This window comes from bacterium, assembly GCA_030690305.1.
Lineage (GTDB): Bacteria > Patescibacteriota > Minisyncoccia > Phycocordibacterales > JAGLPS01 > JBBUCK01.
In genome coordinates this window covers 1-19,612 of the sequence record JAUYHB010000006.1, presented here as the reverse complement: position 1 = coordinate 19,612, position 19,612 = coordinate 1, and the positions used below count along the sequence as shown (strand labels likewise).

Below are 19,612 nucleotides of genomic sequence, written 5' to 3'. Positions count from 1 at the left end.
ATTCCTATATACTCTACCCTTGACACTCGCAAGATTGGGTTGTGGCTAAAGAGAGTGGCTTAGAAACTTAGTTTTTTCTTTGAGATGCTTCTTTTCGCGCCGTCGACTCGCGGGAGAGGGTTTTCGGGAGAAAATAATCTTGCCTCATCTATATTCATAAATAAACAAAAAACATAAGACCTTTCTTTACAGAAAGGCCATTTTTTGTTTTTGGGAGAGAGGTTTTGTTCGCATTTTAATAATTGGTAAGGTCACTTATTAATGTCTATGCAAGAAAACACGCGTGTACCGCTTCTTTCTTCTTCCAGTGCCGTTACCGGCGCCGGAAAAAAGAAAAAATACTTCAGCCGTTTCAGTGCTCCGCTTGCGGAAGCACCCAATTTGGTGGAGTCGCAAGTTCAGTCGTTTGACTGGCTTGTCAAAGAAGGCCTCAAAGAGGTTTTTAAAGAGTTTTCGTCCATCCGGGACTATTCCGAAAAGAAATTCCAGCTTGATTTTACCGGATTTGAGCTCGGAGCTCCGAAATATGACGAATATTATGCAAAAGACCAGAAACTCTCCTATGAAGCCCCCCTCAAGGCGAGAGTAAAACTCACGAACAAAATCCTCGGTTCTACCCGCGAGCAGGAAATTTTTATGGCGGATTTTCCGTTGATGACTTCTCACGGGACGTTTGTCATCACAGGTATTGAACGCGTTATTGTTCCCCAGCTCGCGCGTTCTTTCGGTGTCTTTTTCACCGCTGCAGAACTTCGCGGACGAAAATTATTTGGTGCAAAAGTCATCCCTTCCCGTGGAGCGTGGATTGAAATCGAATCCGATGCCGACGGCGTCTTGCACATCCGCATCGACAGAAAAAGAAAATTTCCGGCCACCTCGTTCTTGCGTATATTGGGTGCCGCTACGGATAAAGATATTCTTGCTCTTGCCGAAAACGACGAGCAAAGAGAAGTGCTTGAAAAAACTCTCGCCAAAGACCACGCAAAGACGGCAAACGACGCCTATATTGAAATGCACAAGCGTTTGCGTGACGGAGACCTGGCCACTGCCGAAAATGCCAAGGAATTCATTGATTCGATATTCAACGACGAGCGCTACGACCTTTCCCGCGTCGGACGCTTCCGTTTCAACCAGCGTTTTAATAAAGGCCTTGAAGAAAAGCAACTCAACAGACGTACGGTTTCTCTCGACGATATCACGACTATTCTCAGGCAAATCATTACCCTCAACAACACTCCCGAGGCGACGGAAGACGATATTGACCACCTCGGTTCCCGCCGTGTCCGATACGTCGGAGAATTGTTACAGCAAAAAATCCGCGTCGGTATGTCGCAGATAAAGCGAAACATTCAAAACAGAATGTCGACGATTGAAACCGATGTAACGTTGCCGATACAATTCATCAGTCCCAAACCTTTGCAGGCGCGCATCAAAGAATTTTTCACTACGAACCAGCTGTCGCAATTCATGCAACAGGAAAACGCGCTTACCGAAATCGAACATCTTCGCACGCTTTCGGCCCTGGGCCCCGGAGGACTGTCCCGTGCCCGCGCCGGCTTTGAGGTGCGCGACGTTCATCCGTCCCACTATGGCCGCTTGTGTCCGATTCATACCCCTGAAGGTCCGAACATCGGTCTTATTTTGCGTCTCTCAATGTACGCACGCTTGAACGAATTCGGAATGATTGAAACTCCGTATGTGAGAGTTAAAGACGGGAAAATTACCGGAGAAATCGTTTATCTTAACGCTTTGGAGGAAGAACAATATCCGATTGCCCATGCCGCGGCAAAACACGACGAGAACGGTAATCTTACTGAAGACCAAATTGAAGTGCGCCTCAACGGTCAGCCTGACCTTGCCTCAAAAGATAAGGTGGCATTTATTGACGTCGCGACAAACCAAGCGTTTTCCGTGGCGACATCCTGTATTCCTTTTCTTGAACACGACGACGCAAACCGTTCTCTCATGGGTTCAAACATGCAGAAGCAAGCAACGCCTTGTATCGTTCCGGAGGCTCCGCTTGTTGCCACTGGAGTTGAAGGAAAAGCTGTTCTTGATACTGGCCGCGTGATTATCGCCAAGGAAGACGGAACCGTAACTCATGTAGGCGGAAGAAAAATTTCCGTAAAAAACAGCAAAGGAAAAGAAACCGAATACACACTCATCAACTTCGCCCGAACAAACGGTTTTACCGCATTCCACCAGCGACCAAACGTTAATTTGGGAGATAAGGTGAAAAAGGGTGATATTTTGGCGGACACATCGACGTCCGACCGCGGACAATTGGCACTCGGCCAGAATGTACTTGTCGCTTTCATGTCCTGGTCAGGGGCAAACTACGAAGATGCCATTATTATTTCCGAACGACTTGTCCGCAACAGTAAATTTTCAAGCATTCATATAGAAGAATTTGTCGTTAACGTTCGCGATACGAAACTCGGTCCCGAAGTAACGACATGCGATATCCCCAACGTCGGTGAATCAAAACTTAAAAACCTTGCCGAGGACGGCATTATCCGCGTTGGAGCGGAAGTCCATCCCGGTGACATATTGGTGGGAAAGATTACGCCAAAAGGCGAAACCCAGCTTACTCCCGAAGAAAGACTCCTACGGTCCCTGTTTGGTGAAAAGGCGCGCGATGTTAAAGATACCTCAATGAGAGTGGAAGGAGGGAAGCGCGGCCGCATTATCAAAGTGCAAGTGTTCTCCCGCGAAAAAGGAGACAAGCTTGAATCGGGAATCATAAAAAGAATTCACATTGAAGTCGCACAGTTGAGAAACGTGTCAGTCGGTGACAAGCTTGCCGGCCGACACGGAAATAAAGGCGTTATTTCAAAAATTCTTCCCGAAGAAGATATGCCATACATGGCCGACGGTACTCCGATTGACGTTATTCTCACTCCTCTTGGTGTGCCTTCCCGTATGAACCTTGGACAGATCCTTGAAATGCATTTGGGTCTTGCGGCGCATACGCTCAACTATCAAGCCATCGTTCCTCCGTTTGCAGGCGCCACATCGGAAGAAATTAAGGAAGAATTGAAAACCGCAGGCTTTAAAGAAAACGGCAAAATGCCTCTTTTTGACGGACGCACGGGAGAAACATTCGGTCAGGATATCGCCGTGGGCTTTATGTACATTATGAAACTTCATCACATGGTTGAAGACAAAATCCACATGCGCGCAATCGGTCCGTACTCCCTTATTACCCAGCAGCCTCTGGGAGGAAAAGCACAAAGCGGAGGCCAGCGTTTCGGAGAAATGGAAGTTTGGGCGCTTCTTGGCCATGGCGCCGGTTACACTTTGCGAGAAATGCTGACGATAAAATCTGATGATATTCTCGGTCGCTCGGCCGCTTTCGACGCTATCGTCAAAGGTGAGAAGATTCCCGATCCGCACCTGCCAGCCTCCTTCAACGTTCTTCTCAACAACTTGCGCGGTCTCTCGCTTGACGTGGATTTGAAGTCATCAAAAGAGGGTGGGAAGAAGATGGATAATTCTCAAAACAACAATGAATGATTACAAAATGAAATCAGGGGCACTTGACCAGTTCGATGCCATCTCAATTAAACTCGCTTCACCTGAACGCATCAAGGAGTGGTCTTATGGCGAGGTTACCAAGCCGGAAACTATCAATTACCGCACTCAAAGAAGCGAGCGCAACGGCCTTTTCGACGAAAAGATTTTCGGACCGGACAAGGACTTCGAATGTTATTGCGGCAAGTACCGAGGCATCCGGTATAAGGGCATTGTCTGTGAGAAGTGTGGTGTTGAAATCACGCGCTCCATCGTCCGCCGAGAGCGCATGGGTCATATCGAGCTTGCGAGCCCCGTCGCCCACATCTGGTTTTTGAAAAACGTGCCTTCGCGCATCTCGCTTGTCATGGGTGTTCCAGTGTCGGATCTTGAGAAGGTTGTTTACTTCGCCGGCTATATCGTCACAAGCGTTTCTGAAACGGAGAAAACCCGGGTACTCAAGGACTTGGAATCTGAATTTAAGGCCAAGGTTAAAACTCTCCAGGACGAGAAGAGTAAAACGGCTCTCAAAGAGCTCGCCCTCGCGACGAAGCGCGATATCGAGTCGCTTGTGCCCGGACGCGTGCTCAATGAGATCGAGTATCACCGCTCAAGCATCAAATACCCAACTATCTTTGAAGCGGGTATCGGCGCTGAAGCGATCTACAATATCTTAAAGGGCATTGATCTTAATAAATTGCTTAAAGAACTTGAAGCGGAAGTTGGAAACGTTCCAGCAACGGAAATCTCCCGTCTCAATAAGCGTCTCTCGACTATCCAATGGATGATCAATGCAGGTTCTCGGCCGGAATGGATGTTTCTGACCCGGGTGCCGGTCATCCCTCCGGCCATTCGCCCGATGGTGCCTCTTGACGGCGGGCGCTATGCCACTTCAGACGTCAACGATCTTTATCGCCGAGTCATCAACCGCAACAATCGTCTCAAAAAACTTAAAGAAATAGATGCTCCGGATGTCATTTTGCGCAACGAAAAAAGAATTCTTCAAGAAGCCGTCGATGCTCTCATAGACAATACCATCAGGCACTCAAGCGTCTCCGGCAATCAGTCCCAGCGCCGACCGCTCAAATCGTTGTCGGACAATCTTAAGGGCAAGCGCGGTCTCTTCAGGCAGAACCTTTTGGGCAAGCGCGTTGACTACTCTGGCCGCTCGGTTATCGTAGTCGGTCCGGAATTGAAGCTCCATCAGTGCGGTCTGCCGAAACACATGGCTCTTGAACTCTTTAAACCGTTCATTATCTCGGAACTTCTGAAGCGTGAACTATCTTATAACATTCCCGGAGCCCGCCGTCTCATTGAAGATGCTATTCCGGAAGTCTGGGCCATCCTCGAAGAAGTTATCCGCGGCAAATATGTACTGCTTAACCGCGCTCCCACTCTCCACCGTCTCGGTATCCAAGCTTTCCAGCCGGTACTAATCGAAGGCAACGCCATTCAGCTTCATCCTCTGGTCTGCACCGCCTTCAACGCTGACTTCGACGGCGACCAGATGGCCGTTCACGTGCCGCTCTCCGAAGAGGCTCAGGCTGAAGCCCGTCTGATTATGGCGGCTGATAGAAATATCTTAAAACCGGGTAACGGCGAGCCGGTAGTCTCGGCCAAATTGTTAGACATCGTGCTCGGCACTTACTGGATGACCCGTATTTTGCCAGGCGAGAAAGGTGAAGGCCGGTATTACGCCAATCCTAATAGCGCCATTACCGCCTATGAATTCGGCGTAGTCAGCCTTCGCGCCAAGATCTCCGTCATGCCGACCGATACGGAAAGGTACAAAGTCTTTGGCGGCAAGATGTTTGAAACGACGGTTGGCAGACTTCTCTTCAACGGCATTTTGCCGAGAGATTATCCTTTCTTGAATCATGAAATGAGCCGTAAGAAAATGTCGGAACTTGTCGACGATCTGATCGAACGCTACGGTATTGAGAATATTCCGCCGATCATGGATAGGATCAAAACTTTCGGTTTCCGCTATGCCACTCACTCCGGAGTGACGTGGGGGCTTGAGGATGTCAAAATTCCTAGAGGTAAGAAGGCGGTGATAGATAAAGGTCGCGTGGCAGTCAACGAAGTGCTTGTCCAATACCGGGAAGGTCTTCTCTCCGAACAGGAACGTATCGCCAAATCTGTTGAAATCTGGCAGGGGGTTAAGGCTGAAGTCGAGAAGCTTATTCCTGGAACTTTAGGTATCAGAGATTCAGTCTACGACATGACTTATTCGGAAGCTCGCGGTTCTCTTGGTAATCTCAACCAAATGGCCGGCATGAAGGGTATTATCGCCTCTATTTCAGGCGAGTCTCTCGAGTTTCCGATTCTCTCTTGTTACAAAGAAGGTCTGACTCCGCTTGAATACTTCATCACTACTCACGGCAGCCGCAAAGGTTTGACCGACACAGCTCTCAACACTGCCAAGGCTGGCTACCTGACCCGTCGCCTTTTCGACGTAGCGCAAGATGAGATTGTGACCGAGGAGGATTGCAATACCAAGGGAGGTACCACCATTCACAAAAAAACCGCTTCCGGCATAGAAATACCGATATCGAAGAATATTAAAGGCAGATTCCTGGCCTCGGATCTTCTCGATAATGAGGGCAAGGTCTTCTTCAAACGCGGGCATCTTATTACCAAAATGGATGCCGAAACTATAGACAAAGCTTCGGTTGAATCCGCGCATGTCCGTTCGCCTCTGGCTTGTCAGTCTGTACACGGCCTCTGCGTGAAGTGTTATGGAGTCGACCTTGGCAACAACAAGACGATTGAGCTCGGAGAAGCGGTGGGTACCGTGGCCGCACAAGCTATCGGCGAACCCGGTACGCAGCTGACTATGCGTACCTTCCATGCCGGTGGCACAGCTTCGGCAAGCGGCGACATCACTGCCGGTTTGCCGCGCGTGGAAGAAATATTTGAAAAGCGCAAGCCAAAAAGTCCGGCAGTCATCAGCCATCTCGATGGCATAGTTACGGAGATCAAAGTCGTCGGTCACGATAAATTAATCACCGTCACGCCGGAATTGGGCGAGTCCAAAGATGGCAAGAAGCTCGATAATGAATACACCGTGCCGGTTTCCCGAACGAGCTTAGTGCGCATTGGCCAGAGTGTCAAAAAGGGTGATGTCCTGACCGAAGGATCGGCAGATCTCGACGAACTCTTCCGCTATGCGGGGAGAGAAAAAACCGAGAAATATATCATCCACGAAGTCTCGAAGCTCTATGAGCTTCAGGGCGCGGCAGTATCTCATAAGCACATCGAACTGATTGTTCGCCAAATGTTTAGCCGCCGCAAGATCAAGGATGCGGGCGATAGCCGTTTCACTCGCGGGGATGTGATTGAAGTTTCCGAATTTATAGAGACCAATAATCAGTTGAAGGAAAAAGGTTTGAAGGAGGCGACTTCGGATGCCATAGTGATGGGTATTACGGAAGTCTCGCTCTCCCGCGCGAGCTTCCTCTCCGCCGCTTCATTCCAGCACACGCCTCGCGTGCTGATCCAAGCTGCCATCCGCGGCGCCGAAGACAACCTGGTCGGACTGAAAGAGAATGTCATCATCGGGCGCCTTATCCCAGCCGGTACCGGTTTCAAAAATGGCTACAAAGAAAAATTAATATGCGAGGCGATGTCGACACAATCAAAGAACGGTTAGATATAACCGAAGTAGTTTCCGGCTATATCAAACTTGAGAAAGCGGGACAGAGTTATAAGGCGCGTTGTCCCTTCCACAATGAAAAGACGGCATCTTTCTTCGTCTCACCGGCGCGCCAAAGCTTCTACTGCTTCGGCTGTGGCGCTAAGGGTGACATCTTCAGCTTCATAGAAGAAGTAGAAGGGCTCGACTTCCGCGGCGCTCTGAAGCTTCTGGCGGAAAAAGCCGGAGTGGAAATAGAATACGGGAGAAGCGAATCGAAGACGGAGAAAGATAAAATTCTCAATGTGCTCGAAGCAGCAACGACGTTCTTTGAAAAAGAGTTGGAAGGGAGCAAGGCGGCCCGCAAATACATCGCTTCCCGCGGGATAACAGCCGAGACTGCTAAAAATTGGCGCATCGGTTATGCGCCGGCCGAGTGGCGCTTGCTCTATCAGTATTTAGGAAGTGTTGGTTACGACCGCGCACTTATTCTGAAAGCTGGCCTGATTAAGTCACCACTCGACCCCGCTCGGGGTAAAGAGCCTTACGATGTTTTCCGCGACAGGGTAGTCTTTCCTCTGGCGGATGCCAACGGCCATATCATCGCTTTCTCCGGCCGAGCTTTAGCAAAGGAAACAGAACCCAAGTATCTTAATAGTCCCGATACCATCCTATTTACCAAAAGTGAGGTTCTCTACGGTCTCGATAAGGCTAAAGAAGATATCCGCAGGAAAAATTATGCCGTGCTCGTCGAGGGACAGATGGATCTGGTGCTCTCTCATCAGGCTGGGGTTAGAAACAGTGTGGCTTCTTCCGGCACTGCCTTCACCCGCGCCCACCTGGAGCGTTTAAGGCATCTGTCCTCTCGGATCATTCTGGCTTTTGACGGGGATCCTGCCGGAGAAAAGGCTTCAGAGAAGGCAAGTGAGCTCGGGATCGCCATGGGGTTCGAAGTGAAAGTGGCCGGCCTACCGGCCGGCCTTGATCCGGCGGAAGTGGCGAAAAAAGATCCAGAAAAATGGAAAGATATTCTGAGACATTCACTGCCAGCGGTTGAGTTTTTCTTCAACAGAGCTGAAGAAAGGGAAAAGGATCCGCGAAAGCTTGGCAAAGAGATAGAAAAAAGGATCTTACCGATGGTGAAGCTTATAGGAAGCGCGATCGAGCAGTCCCACTTTATCTCCATGATAGCCAAGCGCACGGGGATAAAAGAAGAGGTGCTTTGGGAAGATCTGAAAAAAGTACCGAGAGCGGATGTTTCCCAGAGGTCAGACCTTGGGGATTCAAAAAGGCCAGACCTTGATTCGAGTGAAGTTGAGTCTATCTCCCAGCGGGAACAGATTGAGGAACGCCTGGCAGAAATCAAGCTCTGGCAGAAAGAGTTGCCAGAGTCCCGCCCCGAATTCGTTTTACTAAGGAGAGAGGAATCCGAGCTCACGCATAATTTGGCCACTGTTTCCTTGCGTGAGGACCTTGGTCGGTTGCGGGCAGAACTCTCACGCGCGGAAGCGTCCAAGGAGGACAAGCTTGTTGAGAGCCTGACTCGCGAGATTCAAGAAGTGCATAATCGTATGAGAGTCGTCGAAGAGAATAAAAAAATATTGTAGAATATAAGACACCGTGAAAAAAGTAAAACAAAATCGCCTCATCGGCGATCCGCCGAAAAGGCGGAAAAAGAATAGCCCAGCCAAAAAAACTGCCAAAAAGTCCCGATTTGCTAAAGCAAATCGAGGATCCCGACGGAAAGCGTCGGGACGAAAAACAAGGAAAGTCTCAAAAGCTAGATCTAAGGTAAGAATCACTAAAAAGAAAGTAGACGAAGTGCTCAAGATGGAGCGTCTCATCTCTCGAGGTAAAGGACGTGGCTTCGTCACTTACGATGAGATTCTGAAAGAATTTCCGACCATTGAGACCAATATCGTCTTCCTTGATGAGCTTTATGAGAAGCTTCACACTCTCGGTGTCGATATCCTCGAGGGAGGCGGCCTTTTAGAGATGCCGGAAGAAGAAACCGGTAAGCACTACGCCTACTCAAGAGGGGATTCATCTTACGATTCTATCCAAATGTATCTGCGGGAAATCGGTCAGTATCCTCTCATTGCCGGCGCTATGGAAAAAGAGCTTGCCAAGAGGATTGAGGCCGGAGATATGGACGCCAAAAATCTGCTTATGAAGGCCAATCTCCGCTTGGTGGTTTCTATCGCCAAGAAATACGCCAATAGAAGCCCCGACCTTACTCTGCTTGACCTGATTCAGGAAGGGAATCTTGGACTACATAAAGCGGTGGAGAAATTCGACTGGACCAAAGGCTTTAAATTCTCTACTTATGCCACTTGGTGGATCAGGCAGGCTATCACCCGCGCTCTGGCTGACCAGTCTAGGACGATTCGTGTGCCGGTACACATGGTCGAGACTATTGCCAAGTACAAGCAAGTGGTCCGTCGCCTGACTCAGGACCTTGGCCGCGAACCCTTGCAAGAAGAGATCGCACTCGAAATGAATCTCGATGTCGATAAAATTTATCAAATCGAGAAAATCGACCAGTCTACCGTCTCTCTTGAGACTCCAGTCGGCGATGAGTCTGATGATAAAAGCAAGCTGGGCGACTTCCTCGCTGATGATAAAATTCTTTCTCCGGATCAGGAATCCTCAAGGCGCATTGTCTCCGACCAAGTGAAAGAGATTTTAGGTGATCTGCCTCCCAAGGAGCGAAAGATTTTGGAAATGCGCCACGGCCTCTTGGATGGTTACACTCATACGCTTGAAGAAGTGGGTAAAGTCTTCGGCGTCACCCGCGAACGCATCCGCCAAATCGAAGCCAAGGCTCACGAGAAGATTAGGCAACATGAGAAGATTAATAGGTTGAGAGGGTATTAAAATCAATACATTAGGACGAATGGTCATCTCCAAATCAGAATTCATGATGTTTCTGAAGCATCCGGCGTGGCTGTGGCTTAAGAAATTCGACAAGTCCAAGATCCCTATACCGGACGAAGACCTGCAAGCCCGCTTCGACGAGGGTACACTGTTCGAAGAATATGCCGAAAAGCTTTTCCCGAACGCAGTGAAGTTGGGCTACAAAAACGGGGGCGAGTTCAGCGGCAACAAATATTATGCCTTGCCGGAGTTGACTAAGGCCGAGATAGAAAAAGGGACAAAAGTGGTCATGCAAGGGAGGTTAGAAGTAAGTGATATTACCTCTATTTTCGACGTGCTCGAGAAAGTAGGTGAAAACACTTTCGATCTTTATGAAATAAAGTCTTCCACGTCCGTAAAGCCCGAACACATTCCCGACCTTGCCTTCCAGACCATTGTGCTTGAGAAGGCCGGACTTTCTATCCGCAACATGTATGTCCTGCACGTCAACAACGAATATGTCAAAGACGGAGACATTGATCCGGCCAAAATTGCCAAGAAAACCGAAGTGACCGGTGATGTACGGGCTTCTATACCTGAAACGCTCGATAATATAGAAAAAGCTTTTGCCGTTCTCTCGAAGAAAGAGATGCCCGATATCTCACCGAGATACTTGAAACAGGGAAGCCTCGAAGAGTGGCTTGAGATATTGAACATGGTCAAAGGAGATCTGCCCAGGTATAGCATTTACAAACTCTCGAGAATTACACCGCAGAAGATTGGCATGCTCGAGGATATGGGTATCGAACTTATAAGCGACATTCCCCTTGATTTTGAGTTGTCGGAAAGTCAGGAGAGACAAGTCATGGCGACGAGATCCGGAGAACAAGAGATAGATAAGGAAGAGGTCAGGGAATTCCTGTCTAGTTTCGAATTTCCGCTATATTTCTTCGATTACGAATCAATGACCGGAGTGATACCGGTCTTTGATGGTACACGGCCGTATCAGCAAGTGCCGTTCCAGTACTCTCTTCATATCCAGAACGAGCCCGGAGGAAGCCTTACTCACAAAGAATATTTGCATACCGAGAATTCCAACCCCGTCTTGCCGCTTTTGAAACAGATGCGAGAGGACTTTGGGAGCCGCGGTTCCGTAATCTCCTGGAGCAAGAGATTTGAAATGAAGAGGAATGAAGAAATGGCCCTAATGCATCCGGAGTTCGCTCCATTTCTCAACGACATAAACGACAGGATGGCTGACCTGATGGTTCCTTTCTCAAAGGGCTGGTTTGTCGACAAAGATTTCTTCGGCTCGGCATCTCTTAAAGCCGTTCTGCCCGTCCTTGCTCCGGAATTAAGTTATAAAGAACTCGAAGTCTCGCACGGCGGCATGGCTCAAAGAGTTTGGATGGAAACTGTTTTGAAAAGCAGAAATTCAGAAACCAAAAATGAAATCATGGGCAATCTTCGCAAGTACTGCACCCTCGACACCTACGCCATGTATGCCGTTTATAAACGCCTTCTAGAATTTATTTGAGTAACGCGTCGATTTTCGTTTTGATGTTTACAAGTGGTTCGGCGCCGTTGATTACCACCTTCTCTCCATTCTTAGCAATGATGACAGAGTAAGGTGTGCCTCGGGCGCCAGCCTTAACCGCTTCTTCCACGCTTTGGAGTACGGCGGCGTTGTGTCGGCCGCTTGAAAGGCATTCGTTGAAGTCGGTTTCATTGAGTCCGATTGCCGTGGCGAGTCTCGGCAACTGAGCCAGATCAAGCGAATCATTGGAGTTGGTGGTCTCGAAGATTTTGTCGAGGTAGCTCCAGAAAGCTTGGTTGCCGCCGAGCTCTGCCGCGCATTCGGTCGCTTCCGCTTCTTTAATTGCTTTGGTATGCAGTTGGGCGATAGGGAAATGTCTGTAAACCCAGGCAACTTGTCCGCTGTAAGAGTTCACCACCTCTTTCATAGTATTGTGGAAAGTTTTGCAGAAAGGGCACTCGGTATCCGAATACTCGACTATCACCAGAGCGGCATTCCTTGAGCCGAGAATGTGGTCCGTGTCTTTTACCGGAGTAATTTCGACCTCATCGTTTCTGTCCAATGGGTTTCTGTTGTTAAGGGCCAGATTGCTCGGTGAGCCTCCGCCGAAGTAGATGGCGCCGGCCACGAGCCCGCCGGCTACAATGATCGCAAGCGGGATGAGATGTTTGTTTAACGGACTTTGTTCCATACGATTAGGTAATTATTGTAGCATTCAAAATGGCAGAGAGAAAGTGAGTTTATTGTTATTTGGCGTCTCCCAGTCTGAGGTGTCCAGTCTGATCTCATTGAGAGCCTTGCCTTCTTTGAAAATAAGCTTATTGTGGGTCCGGGCATAGTCGTAGAGCTCTTTGGTCAATCTGACGTCATCGATGCAGTAACTCCTGATCTTCTCTATTTCGCCAGCTTTCCACCAGTCCATCACTTTCGAGCCGTGGCCCGACTTATTTTTCCCCAACGTACCTTCCGCCAGCTGGTCAAGGCGCATTCGGCGGCCGTAAACATTTTTTATTTCTCTTAAAATATCAAGGCTTTTTATTTTCGTCAGGTCTCCGGGGTAGTATTTATTTAAGAGTGGAATATCAAAGTGGTCTGAAGTAAAGCCGATAAGCATGTCGGTGCGCTCGATGATCGGCCAGAGTTTGACCAACTCGTCTTCCAAGTATGATGAATATGAATCAGTCTCGGAGTCATAAATGGCAACCAAGGCAATATCCAAGAGCGCCGGATCGTTCTTGCCGACATCTTGGAAAAAGTTCTTAGTTTCTATATCGAAAACTATTTTACGCATGTGTAGGCAGGCCGTGCGTTTCCAAGAAGTCTCGAAGAGTAATGTCTCCCATGCCAAAGCCGACAGTCGGAACAGGATCGACACCGAATACCTCAAGCAGGTTATCATATCGCCCGCCTCCGAAAAGGGAGCGGTTGTTATCCTGGTGTGTGTCAAAGACCTCGAATACCATCCCGGTGTAGTAATCAAATCCGCGCACGATCTTAGGGTCGAACTTTGCATTCTTGATGCCGGCTTCTTCTAATTTTTCAAGGAGAACACGTATTTCATCTGTTTCTTTTATTTCTATGTTTGTTTCTTCTCCCTTATCGATTTTTCTCACTGTTTCCATACTGGCGCCCTCCGGCAATGCCTTTCTGCTATTTATTCGTATGTCGAAGTCCTCATCCTTCGCTCCGAATGCTTTCATTATCGTGTGTGCCAAGAGAATGATTTCTACCTCTGCCTCCACTCCCGCAATTCCCATAAGGTCACAATTCAGTTGCCAGTGTTCGCGCCTGCGCCCGCGCTGAGGGCGTTCATAACGGAAAACATTCGGTATGGAATACCAACGGAGGGGAAATTTAAGAGACTTACGACGTGCCGCGACCATACGAGCTAGTGTCGGAGTCATCTCCGGGCGCAAGACCACTTCTCGGCCTCCTCGGTCGACGAAAGTGAAAGTCTGCTCGTTTACTATTTCCTCGCTGGTTTTGCTTTTATAAAGTTCAGCCGGCTCGAGAATAGAGGCACTGTATTCAAGGTATCCTTTACTTTCTACAGTTTTACGCCATGTGTTAAAGATATAGTTCTGAACGGCCATATCTTCTGGATAGAAGTCCTGCACGCCCTTGTACGGGTCGGTTCCAAGTTTTGACATAGGGCCATTATACAGCTTTTTTCTGAGCTTTTGAACGTGCTTGCTGGGTGAGGAAAATTTTTCGCAGACGGACAGCGGTAGGTGTAATCTCAATGTATTCATCATCGTTCATAATTTCCATAGCCCGTTCGATGTCGAGCTTGAAAGCAGGTACTAGGAAAATGCCTTCGTCCGAGCCGGAAGCCCGCATGTTGGTAAGCTGTTTGCCTTTAGTGGGATTCACATACATATCTTCACCCTTGGAAGAGTTACCGATCACTTGTCCGGCGTAAACCTCATCTCCCGGCTCGACATATAACACCCCGCGCTGTTGGAGATTGTCGAGAGAGAAGGCCAGGCACTTACCGGCTTCCATGGAGATCATGGCGCCCACATCGTGATGATCTATTTCGCCTGCATATTTCTTGAAGGCGGTGAAGCGGGAAGAGAGGATGCCTAATCCCTTGGTTGCGACTACGAACTCACCGCGGTAGCCCAAGAGTCCACGAGTCGGCGCTTCGAAGATCAAGCGGGTCTGTTTCTTTACCCCGAGCACGGTCGAGGGGTCGGTTTTCATATCCATTAGTTGAGCTTTACGCGAGGTAAGAGCCGAGATGACAGTGCCGCTCATTTCTTCCGGCACGTCCACGAGCACTTCCTCGAAAGGTTCAGTTTTCTCGCCATTATTTTCTTTGATAATAACTTTCGGCTGAGAAACTTGGAGTTCGAATCCTTCACGCCGCATGTTTTCGCAGAGGATGGCAATGTGAAGTTCGCCACGACCATAGACGGTATAGTAGTCGCTAGTGCCGAAGTCCACTTTGAGGCCCACGTTGACTTCGAGTTCCCGTTCGAGACGTTCGCGGATTTGGCGACCGGTGACGAATTTACCCTCACGTCCGGCGAAAGGTGAATTGTTGACGAGGAAGTTTAGAGAAATAGTCGGCTCATCGATGTTGATGGCAGGTAATGCCTCAGCACCTTCGCTCCCTGCAATAGTGTCACCGATAAATATTTCAGGGAGACCGGCTAGCATGACTATGTCACCCGCGACCGCTTCCTCGGACTCCTTTCTCTTAATACCTTCGAAAGTGAAGAGCTTGGTGATCTTACCTTTGTAAACTTCTCCCGGTTTATCTTGAGCGGAGTCGAAAGACTTTTTGACCCAGACTTCTGAGCCGCTTTTAAGCACTCCTTCATAAATGCGGGCGATCGCGAGACGTCCGAGAAAGTTGTCGTAAGCTAAGTTAAATGGCTGGGCCCTCAAGGTCTCGCTTCCCAAGGTCAGACCTTTTCCCGCAAAACCTTTTTCCGCGGGACTGTTTGCGGGAGGGACATGTTCCAGAATCGTGTCGAGCAGGGGCGAGAGATCTTTCCTTTCATCATTCAAGTTGCGCATGGCCACGCCCTCACGTCCGATAGCGTAAACAGTAGGGAAGTCGATCTGCTCGTTGTTGGCGCCAAGTTCGAGAAAGAGTTCGAGTACGGCTTCATGAACCCATTCGGGTCGGGCGGCAGGCTTGTCTATTTTATTGATAACTACGATAGGCTTCAGACCGAGCTCGAGTGATTTCTTGAGCACAAATCTTGTCTGAGGCATCGGGCCTTCCTGGGCATCAACAATGAGAAGCACAGTGTCGATAGATCTGAGTACGCGCTCTACTTCGGAGCCGAAGTCGGAGTGACCCGGGGTATCTACAATGTTAATTTTCGTGGGGACTTGCCCTGAAGACTTCGAAGGGTAGAAGAGGGAAGTATTCTTGGAGTAAATGGTAATGCCGCGCTCTTTCTCGAGAGCGTTGGAGTCCATGCTCTCACCTTCGGCAAACATGCCGTTCTGACGCAAAAGGGCATCGGTCAGAGTAGTCTTGCCGTGGTCAACGTGAGCGATAATGGCGATATTACGAATTTCCATAATGAAACCGCCTCCCGGCGGTGATAACCAATTAAAGCATAAAAATTAACCCAACACAAGATTACCTCTCTCGGAGTTCACCGTTCAAATAGACAAATTGTTTAGAAACAAGAACAGTCGGCTCGGCAGCAAAAGGCTCGTCGGATTTGCGGTCTAAATATTCAAGAGTGATTACTCTATTACTGATTGAAATAGATTGAGGAGAGATCCGGTCTCCGAGGAAAATTGCATTCGAGCCCCGATAAGTGACTGGTCCGGAGACGAAGACTGCCAGGTAAATGAATGTGCCGGAACCGCCGCCGTAACGTGTCAGGAGAACGGCAACGTCCTCTTTTTTATCATTGTTTATGTCTCCGTAAGCTAATTTATCAAGGAGGGCCGTTTCTTCTGTAAAGTCACTGCCGGGCGTAATTACTCTTTCATTGCGTCCTTGCGAAAGAGTAATTACGCCATCATCGAAAATGAAGGTGGCATTTGATGGGTCAGGGCGCAAGTCACCATCCTCGTTCGTTATCGAAGTTCGGTTATCGTCTGTTGGAAAATTGATACGCACGACGTAGAACCAAAGAGCGTAGTAGAGAGCAGCAGCTCCGATGATTAGAACAACGACAGTGATAAAGAATTTTTTCATAACCCAATTTTACTACAGAAAACAAAAATCCCCGAATCGGGGATTTTTGTTTCGCGGTCTGCTCCGTGCGGAGGAGAATTCCACTCATAACTTATTTTTGGGTTATCTCTGTTTGAGGCTCATAACTCTCAATTGGTTGAGATCCCTTTAATGTTGGTTAGGGAAGCTCCTCTCTTGCCCCGTCTTGCTCAGGCGGGGTTAAAGCTGACCTGATATAATTTTCTTCTGAACATTTGGAAATGTCAAATTGATTTTTCGAATAACTTCGGGGATATCCTGTTGATGAGGTGTGCATAACGAAAGGCCCCTCCCTCACATGCGCGCATGTGGGGGAGGGGCCGAAAACAGAAAAGAGGGAAGTCGTCACGCGTATGCAACATCTTCCATGGTCTTGTACGGTCTCGCGAGGTGCAGGATCGTCAAGATGCGAATGACAATCCATGCCGGATCGAACTCGCTCAATCTCAGGCTAAACTTCGGACTGCGCGGATACTCGTGGTGGTTGTTGTGCAACCCTTCACCACCGGTGATGAGCGCCAACAGACGAATGTTCGTCGCAGTGTTATCGAAGTTCCTGTACCCCTTGTGGTGGCACAGGCCGTTGATGGACGAGGAGAGCATGAAGACGTAGGTGAAGGCGTGAACACTCGCTGCCAACAGTCCCCAGCCCAGGCCCATGACAAGGCACAGTCCGACGGTCCCGGTGACCGGACCCATCCAACCGTAGCGGAAGAGTGTCCGATCCCACGTATCTTCCCTGATGTGGCGCGCGTAGCGCTCGATAACCTCCGGATTGCGAGCTTCGCGAACATAGTGGAAGACGTTTCCCAACTGCACCGACCAGAATCCTTCGATGAGTGGGCTGTGCGGGTCGCCCTCAATGTCGGTGAAGGCGTGGTGCTTGCGGTGCACCGCCACCCACTGACGCGTGGAGATACCGGTCGTCACCCAGAGCATCAACCTGAACACCCATGCCACTGCCGGATGCAAGACGATTGCCCGGTGTGTCGCGGTGCGATGGAGGAAGATCGTGGTGCTAAACACCGCGATCTGGATGAGAACGGCGGCAGCCAAAAGAGACATTATCAACGAATACAGCATTTATCCCTCTTTTCCTTTTTGAAACGAAGATCAGTAAGTCCGCTTACAATTGTACAAACAAAATAAGAAAATCCCTAGCGGCCCCGCAAGTTTTTATCTGACAACGTCTTAAAGCTCGTGACAGTTGATACCGCCCTATAGTTTTTTGCTATGATAGCTAACATGACGAAGGAAGAACTTTGGACATTAGGGCTTGATACCATAAGAGAACTCGAGACCGAGAGGGGGATTCTAGCATCAGGGGAAGAGGAGATATACGGCTGTATCTTCGGTAGAGATTCGCTCATCACTTCACTGAAGCTTCTTAAGACCTATGAAAAGACGGGGGACACTTATTTCTTATCTCTGGTAAAGAAGATTTTAATCAACCTCGCGAAGCTCCAAGGGCAAGTTTCTAATATTGAATCAGGGGAAGAGTTGGGCAAGATCATTCATGAATACCGAGAAAATAATCACGAGCACTTAACTGGCCGTGCAGATAAACCGTGGTATCTGTACTCGGATGATACGATGAGAAATTACGACAGTGTGGACAGTACTTCTTTGTTTCTTATCGCCGTATCAAAATATGTTAACATAAGTGCTGACAAAGAATTCGCAAGCGAGATCGAGCCATATGTAGAACTATCTCTCGAATGGCTCTGCTCATGCCTTGAGGCCGATGAGAGAGGATTCGTAAGCTACCAGTTCCACCCTGACAGGAAGTTCGGTGGTTTAGTCACCCAAAGTTGGATGGACTCATACGAATCTATTTTCCACGAAGATGGGACTCTTACTCCATATCCAATTGCTCCTGCGGAAGTGCAAGCTTATGCTTATTGTGCTCTGAGGCTGTGGGGGCTCGATCATGAGGCAGACAAATTGAAAGAGAGATTCAATAAGTACTTTGTGATCAATGAGGGAGAGTTCATTATCGCTTTCGCCCTCGACGGAAAAGGCTTTCCTATGAAATCTCTGCGCTCGAGTATCGGGCACATTTTATGGGCATCTTTAAATAAAGATTCTATTCTTGATAGCGTTTATATTCCGAAGCTTGTCGGATTACTGCTTTCTCCTGACCTCTTCGAGCCTAATGCTGGGGTGAGAACACTCTCAAAGCTCTCCAGCCACTACGATCCGATGAGTTACCACAATGGCTCGATCTGGCCACACGATAGCGCCATTATTGCGGAAGGTTTGAATAATTTCGGCTACTTTAATGAGGCCGAGATGGTGAGAAAAGCTTTGACCCAATCATGGGGACATTTCAAAACACCGATTGAACTATTCGTATTCAAAGAAGGCCAGTTCTCCGAATATTTATCTTCTGCCGGTCAGAAGGCTTGCCTGAAACAGGCATGGAGTGCCGCCTCTATCCTCTCAGAATTATGATTTCTATTTCTTCTTCAATAATTGTTGCCTGCATGCATGGCCTGGATTTGCTGATTTAACATCACTATCAATTGCTGAATGAGAGTGATCAGTTGGACTTGGATGGCCATAATGATTGCGGAGTTTGCCGCTGGTGCGTTTGATCTATTTGATATAGAAGAGCTAGAACCACCTCCACCTCCTCCTCGTCCTGATGAATTAGATGACCCAGAAGATGCTTGCGGGGCAGCCTGTTCAGGAAGTGTGACAGTAACAGGAGCCGGAATTGGATTTGAGACGACCGGAGTTGGTGGAGTAACAATTGTTTGCACCGGCGCGGAATTTGCAATGGTGCCGGCGCCGGTCGCCACCCATCTGGTCGCCTCATTAATCGCATCCATATCGGCGCCAATGCCTTTGTCTATACCGGTCAGGTTTCTGCCCGTTACGACCTCGGTGCCCGCCGGATATCTCTTCAACAGAGTCTCATCGCTTACTTGTTGGCTTGTGCCTTGAGAGACGTTTAACACCACGTTGTTTTCGAAGACATAAGGACTGAACCATTTATCCAGATAAATTTTACCTTCGTCGGCGCCGGTGCCGATGCCGTAAGTACTGCGCTCGACTATGTTATTTCTGAATACGAGATTCGCATTGGGGCCGGGATTACCGAAGAGGATGCTGTATTTGGAGTAACCGGTATTGTTCTCGAACTGGATATGAGTAGCGCCGTTATAGACTTGGAAAAGTCGCGCGCTCACGTTCTCAAAAAGGTTATTCTTGATCTTGATGCGGGTGGACTGCCTCGGCAAGGGAAGTTGGCCTTCGGCGCCGTTTATAGTCAGTCCCTGCTCCACATTGCGCACGATGTTGTTGGTAAAGGTGATGTCTTCGTTGGAACACCAGGTACAGCCGCCATCTTGGTTGGCCGACTTCAAGAGAA

The 19,612-nt window shown here is 48.8% G+C and carries 13 protein-coding genes; 6 read left to right on the top strand and 7 right to left on the bottom strand.

Annotated features, from left to right (window positions below; translation table 11 throughout):
* Positions 1–267 precede the first annotated feature (267 nt).
* From Q8O71_00100 to Q8O71_00080, 5 genes are all read left to right on the top strand, one after another.
* Positions 268–3,516 carry a DNA-directed RNA polymerase subunit beta gene (locus Q8O71_00100; GenBank protein MDP2704795.1) on the top strand — a complete coding sequence of 1,083 codons (3,249 nt, stop codon included), beginning with the start codon at positions 268–270 and terminating at the stop codon, positions 3,514–3,516.
* 7 nt (positions 3,517–3,523) lie between these two features.
* Complete coding sequence (rpoC, locus tag Q8O71_00095; protein ID MDP2704794.1) at positions 3,524–7,168, top strand: DNA-directed RNA polymerase subunit beta'; 3,645 nt, start codon at positions 3,524–3,526, stop codon at positions 7,166–7,168.
* The gene (gene dnaG / locus Q8O71_00090; protein MDP2704793.1) at positions 7,132–8,757 is read left to right on the top strand and encodes a DNA primase; all 1,626 of its coding nucleotides are present in this window, start codon (positions 7,132–7,134) and stop codon (positions 8,755–8,757) included. Before rpoC ends, dnaG begins: the two co-directional genes overlap by 37 nt.
* 223 nt (positions 8,758–8,980) lie before the next feature.
* Entirely contained in the window at positions 8,981–10,027 is a 1,047-nt protein-coding gene (locus Q8O71_00085) for a sigma-70 family RNA polymerase sigma factor (GenBank protein MDP2704792.1), read from the top strand.
* A gap of 19 nt (positions 10,028–10,046) precedes the next feature.
* Positions 10,047–11,543 carry a DUF2779 domain-containing protein gene (locus Q8O71_00080; GenBank protein ID MDP2704791.1) on the top strand — a complete coding sequence of 499 codons (1,497 nt, stop codon included), beginning with the start codon at positions 10,047–10,049 and terminating at the stop codon, positions 11,541–11,543.
* Here the strand turns inward: Q8O71_00080 and Q8O71_00075 are convergent.
* From Q8O71_00075 to Q8O71_00050, 6 genes are all read right to left on the bottom strand, one after another.
* Positions 11,536–12,234, bottom strand: a complete 699-nt coding sequence (locus tag Q8O71_00075) for a thioredoxin domain-containing protein (protein ID MDP2704790.1) — start codon at positions 12,232–12,234, stop codon at positions 11,536–11,538. The two genes, Q8O71_00080 and Q8O71_00075, sit on opposite strands and share 8 nt — an antisense overlap.
* A 24-nt stretch (positions 12,235–12,258) precedes the next feature.
* Positions 12,259–12,834 carry a ribonuclease H-like domain-containing protein gene (locus tag Q8O71_00070; protein MDP2704789.1) on the bottom strand — a complete coding sequence of 192 codons (576 nt, stop codon included), beginning with the start codon at positions 12,832–12,834 and terminating at the stop codon, positions 12,259–12,261.
* Positions 12,827–13,693, bottom strand: coding sequence for an ATP phosphoribosyltransferase regulatory subunit (locus Q8O71_00065; GenBank protein MDP2704788.1), 867 nt, complete (start codon positions 13,691–13,693; stop codon positions 12,827–12,829). Before Q8O71_00065 ends, Q8O71_00070 begins: the two co-directional genes overlap by 8 nt.
* A gap of 7 nt (positions 13,694–13,700) precedes the next feature.
* Positions 13,701–15,587, bottom strand: a complete 1,887-nt coding sequence (gene typA, locus Q8O71_00060) for a translational GTPase TypA (protein ID MDP2704787.1) — start codon at positions 15,585–15,587, stop codon at positions 13,701–13,703.
* A 61-nt stretch (positions 15,588–15,648) separates the two neighbouring features.
* A complete protein-coding gene (locus Q8O71_00055; protein ID MDP2704786.1) occupies positions 15,649–16,218 on the bottom strand; it encodes a hypothetical protein in 570 nt (189 codons plus the stop codon).
* 363 nt (positions 16,219–16,581) lie between these two features.
* A complete protein-coding gene (locus Q8O71_00050; GenBank protein ID MDP2704785.1) occupies positions 16,582–17,301 on the bottom strand; it encodes a fatty acid desaturase in 720 nt (239 codons plus the stop codon).
* Positions 17,302–17,481: 180 nt separating this feature from the next.
* Between Q8O71_00050 and Q8O71_00045 the strand changes: the two genes are divergently transcribed.
* Entirely contained in the window at positions 17,482–18,690 is a 1,209-nt protein-coding gene (locus Q8O71_00045; GenBank protein ID MDP2704784.1) for an amylo-alpha-1,6-glucosidase, read from the top strand.
* A 14-nt stretch (positions 18,691–18,704) separates the two neighbouring features.
* On the opposite strand, the gene Q8O71_00040 is transcribed toward Q8O71_00045, so the two are convergent.
* Positions 18,705–19,612: hypothetical protein (locus Q8O71_00040; GenBank protein ID MDP2704783.1), on the bottom strand; the 908-nt coding region annotated here is incomplete at its 5' end.

Coding starts and splice junctions, on each gene's coding strand:
- Q8O71_00100 (MDP2704795.1), top strand. CDS start 268: ATGCAAGAAAACACGCGTGTACCGCTTCTTTCTTCTTCCAGTGCCGTT.
- rpoC (MDP2704794.1), top strand. CDS start 3,524: ATGAAATCAGGGGCACTTGACCAGTTCGATGCCATCTCAATTAAACTC.
- dnaG (MDP2704793.1), top strand. CDS start 7,132: ATGCGAGGCGATGTCGACACAATCAAAGAACGGTTAGATATAACCGAA.
- Q8O71_00085 (MDP2704792.1), top strand. CDS start 8,981: ATGGAGCGTCTCATCTCTCGAGGTAAAGGACGTGGCTTCGTCACTTAC.
- Q8O71_00080 (MDP2704791.1), top strand. CDS start 10,047: ATGGTCATCTCCAAATCAGAATTCATGATGTTTCTGAAGCATCCGGCG.
- Q8O71_00075 (MDP2704790.1), bottom strand. CDS start 12,234: ATGGAACAAAGTCCGTTAAACAAACATCTCATCCCGCTTGCGATCATT.
- Q8O71_00070 (MDP2704789.1), bottom strand. CDS start 12,834: ATGCGTAAAATAGTTTTCGATATAGAAACTAAGAACTTTTTCCAAGAT.
- Q8O71_00065 (MDP2704788.1), bottom strand. CDS start 13,693: ATGTCAAAACTTGGAACCGACCCGTACAAGGGCGTGCAGGACTTCTAT.
- typA (MDP2704787.1), bottom strand. CDS start 15,587: ATGGAAATTCGTAATATCGCCATTATCGCTCACGTTGACCACGGCAAG.
- Q8O71_00055 (MDP2704786.1), bottom strand. CDS start 16,218: ATGAAAAAATTCTTTATCACTGTCGTTGTTCTAATCATCGGAGCTGCT.
- Q8O71_00050 (MDP2704785.1), bottom strand. CDS start 17,301: ATGTCTCTTTTGGCTGCCGCCGTTCTCATCCAGATCGCGGTGTTTAGC.
- Q8O71_00045 (MDP2704784.1), top strand. CDS start 17,482: ATGACGAAGGAAGAACTTTGGACATTAGGGCTTGATACCATAAGAGAA.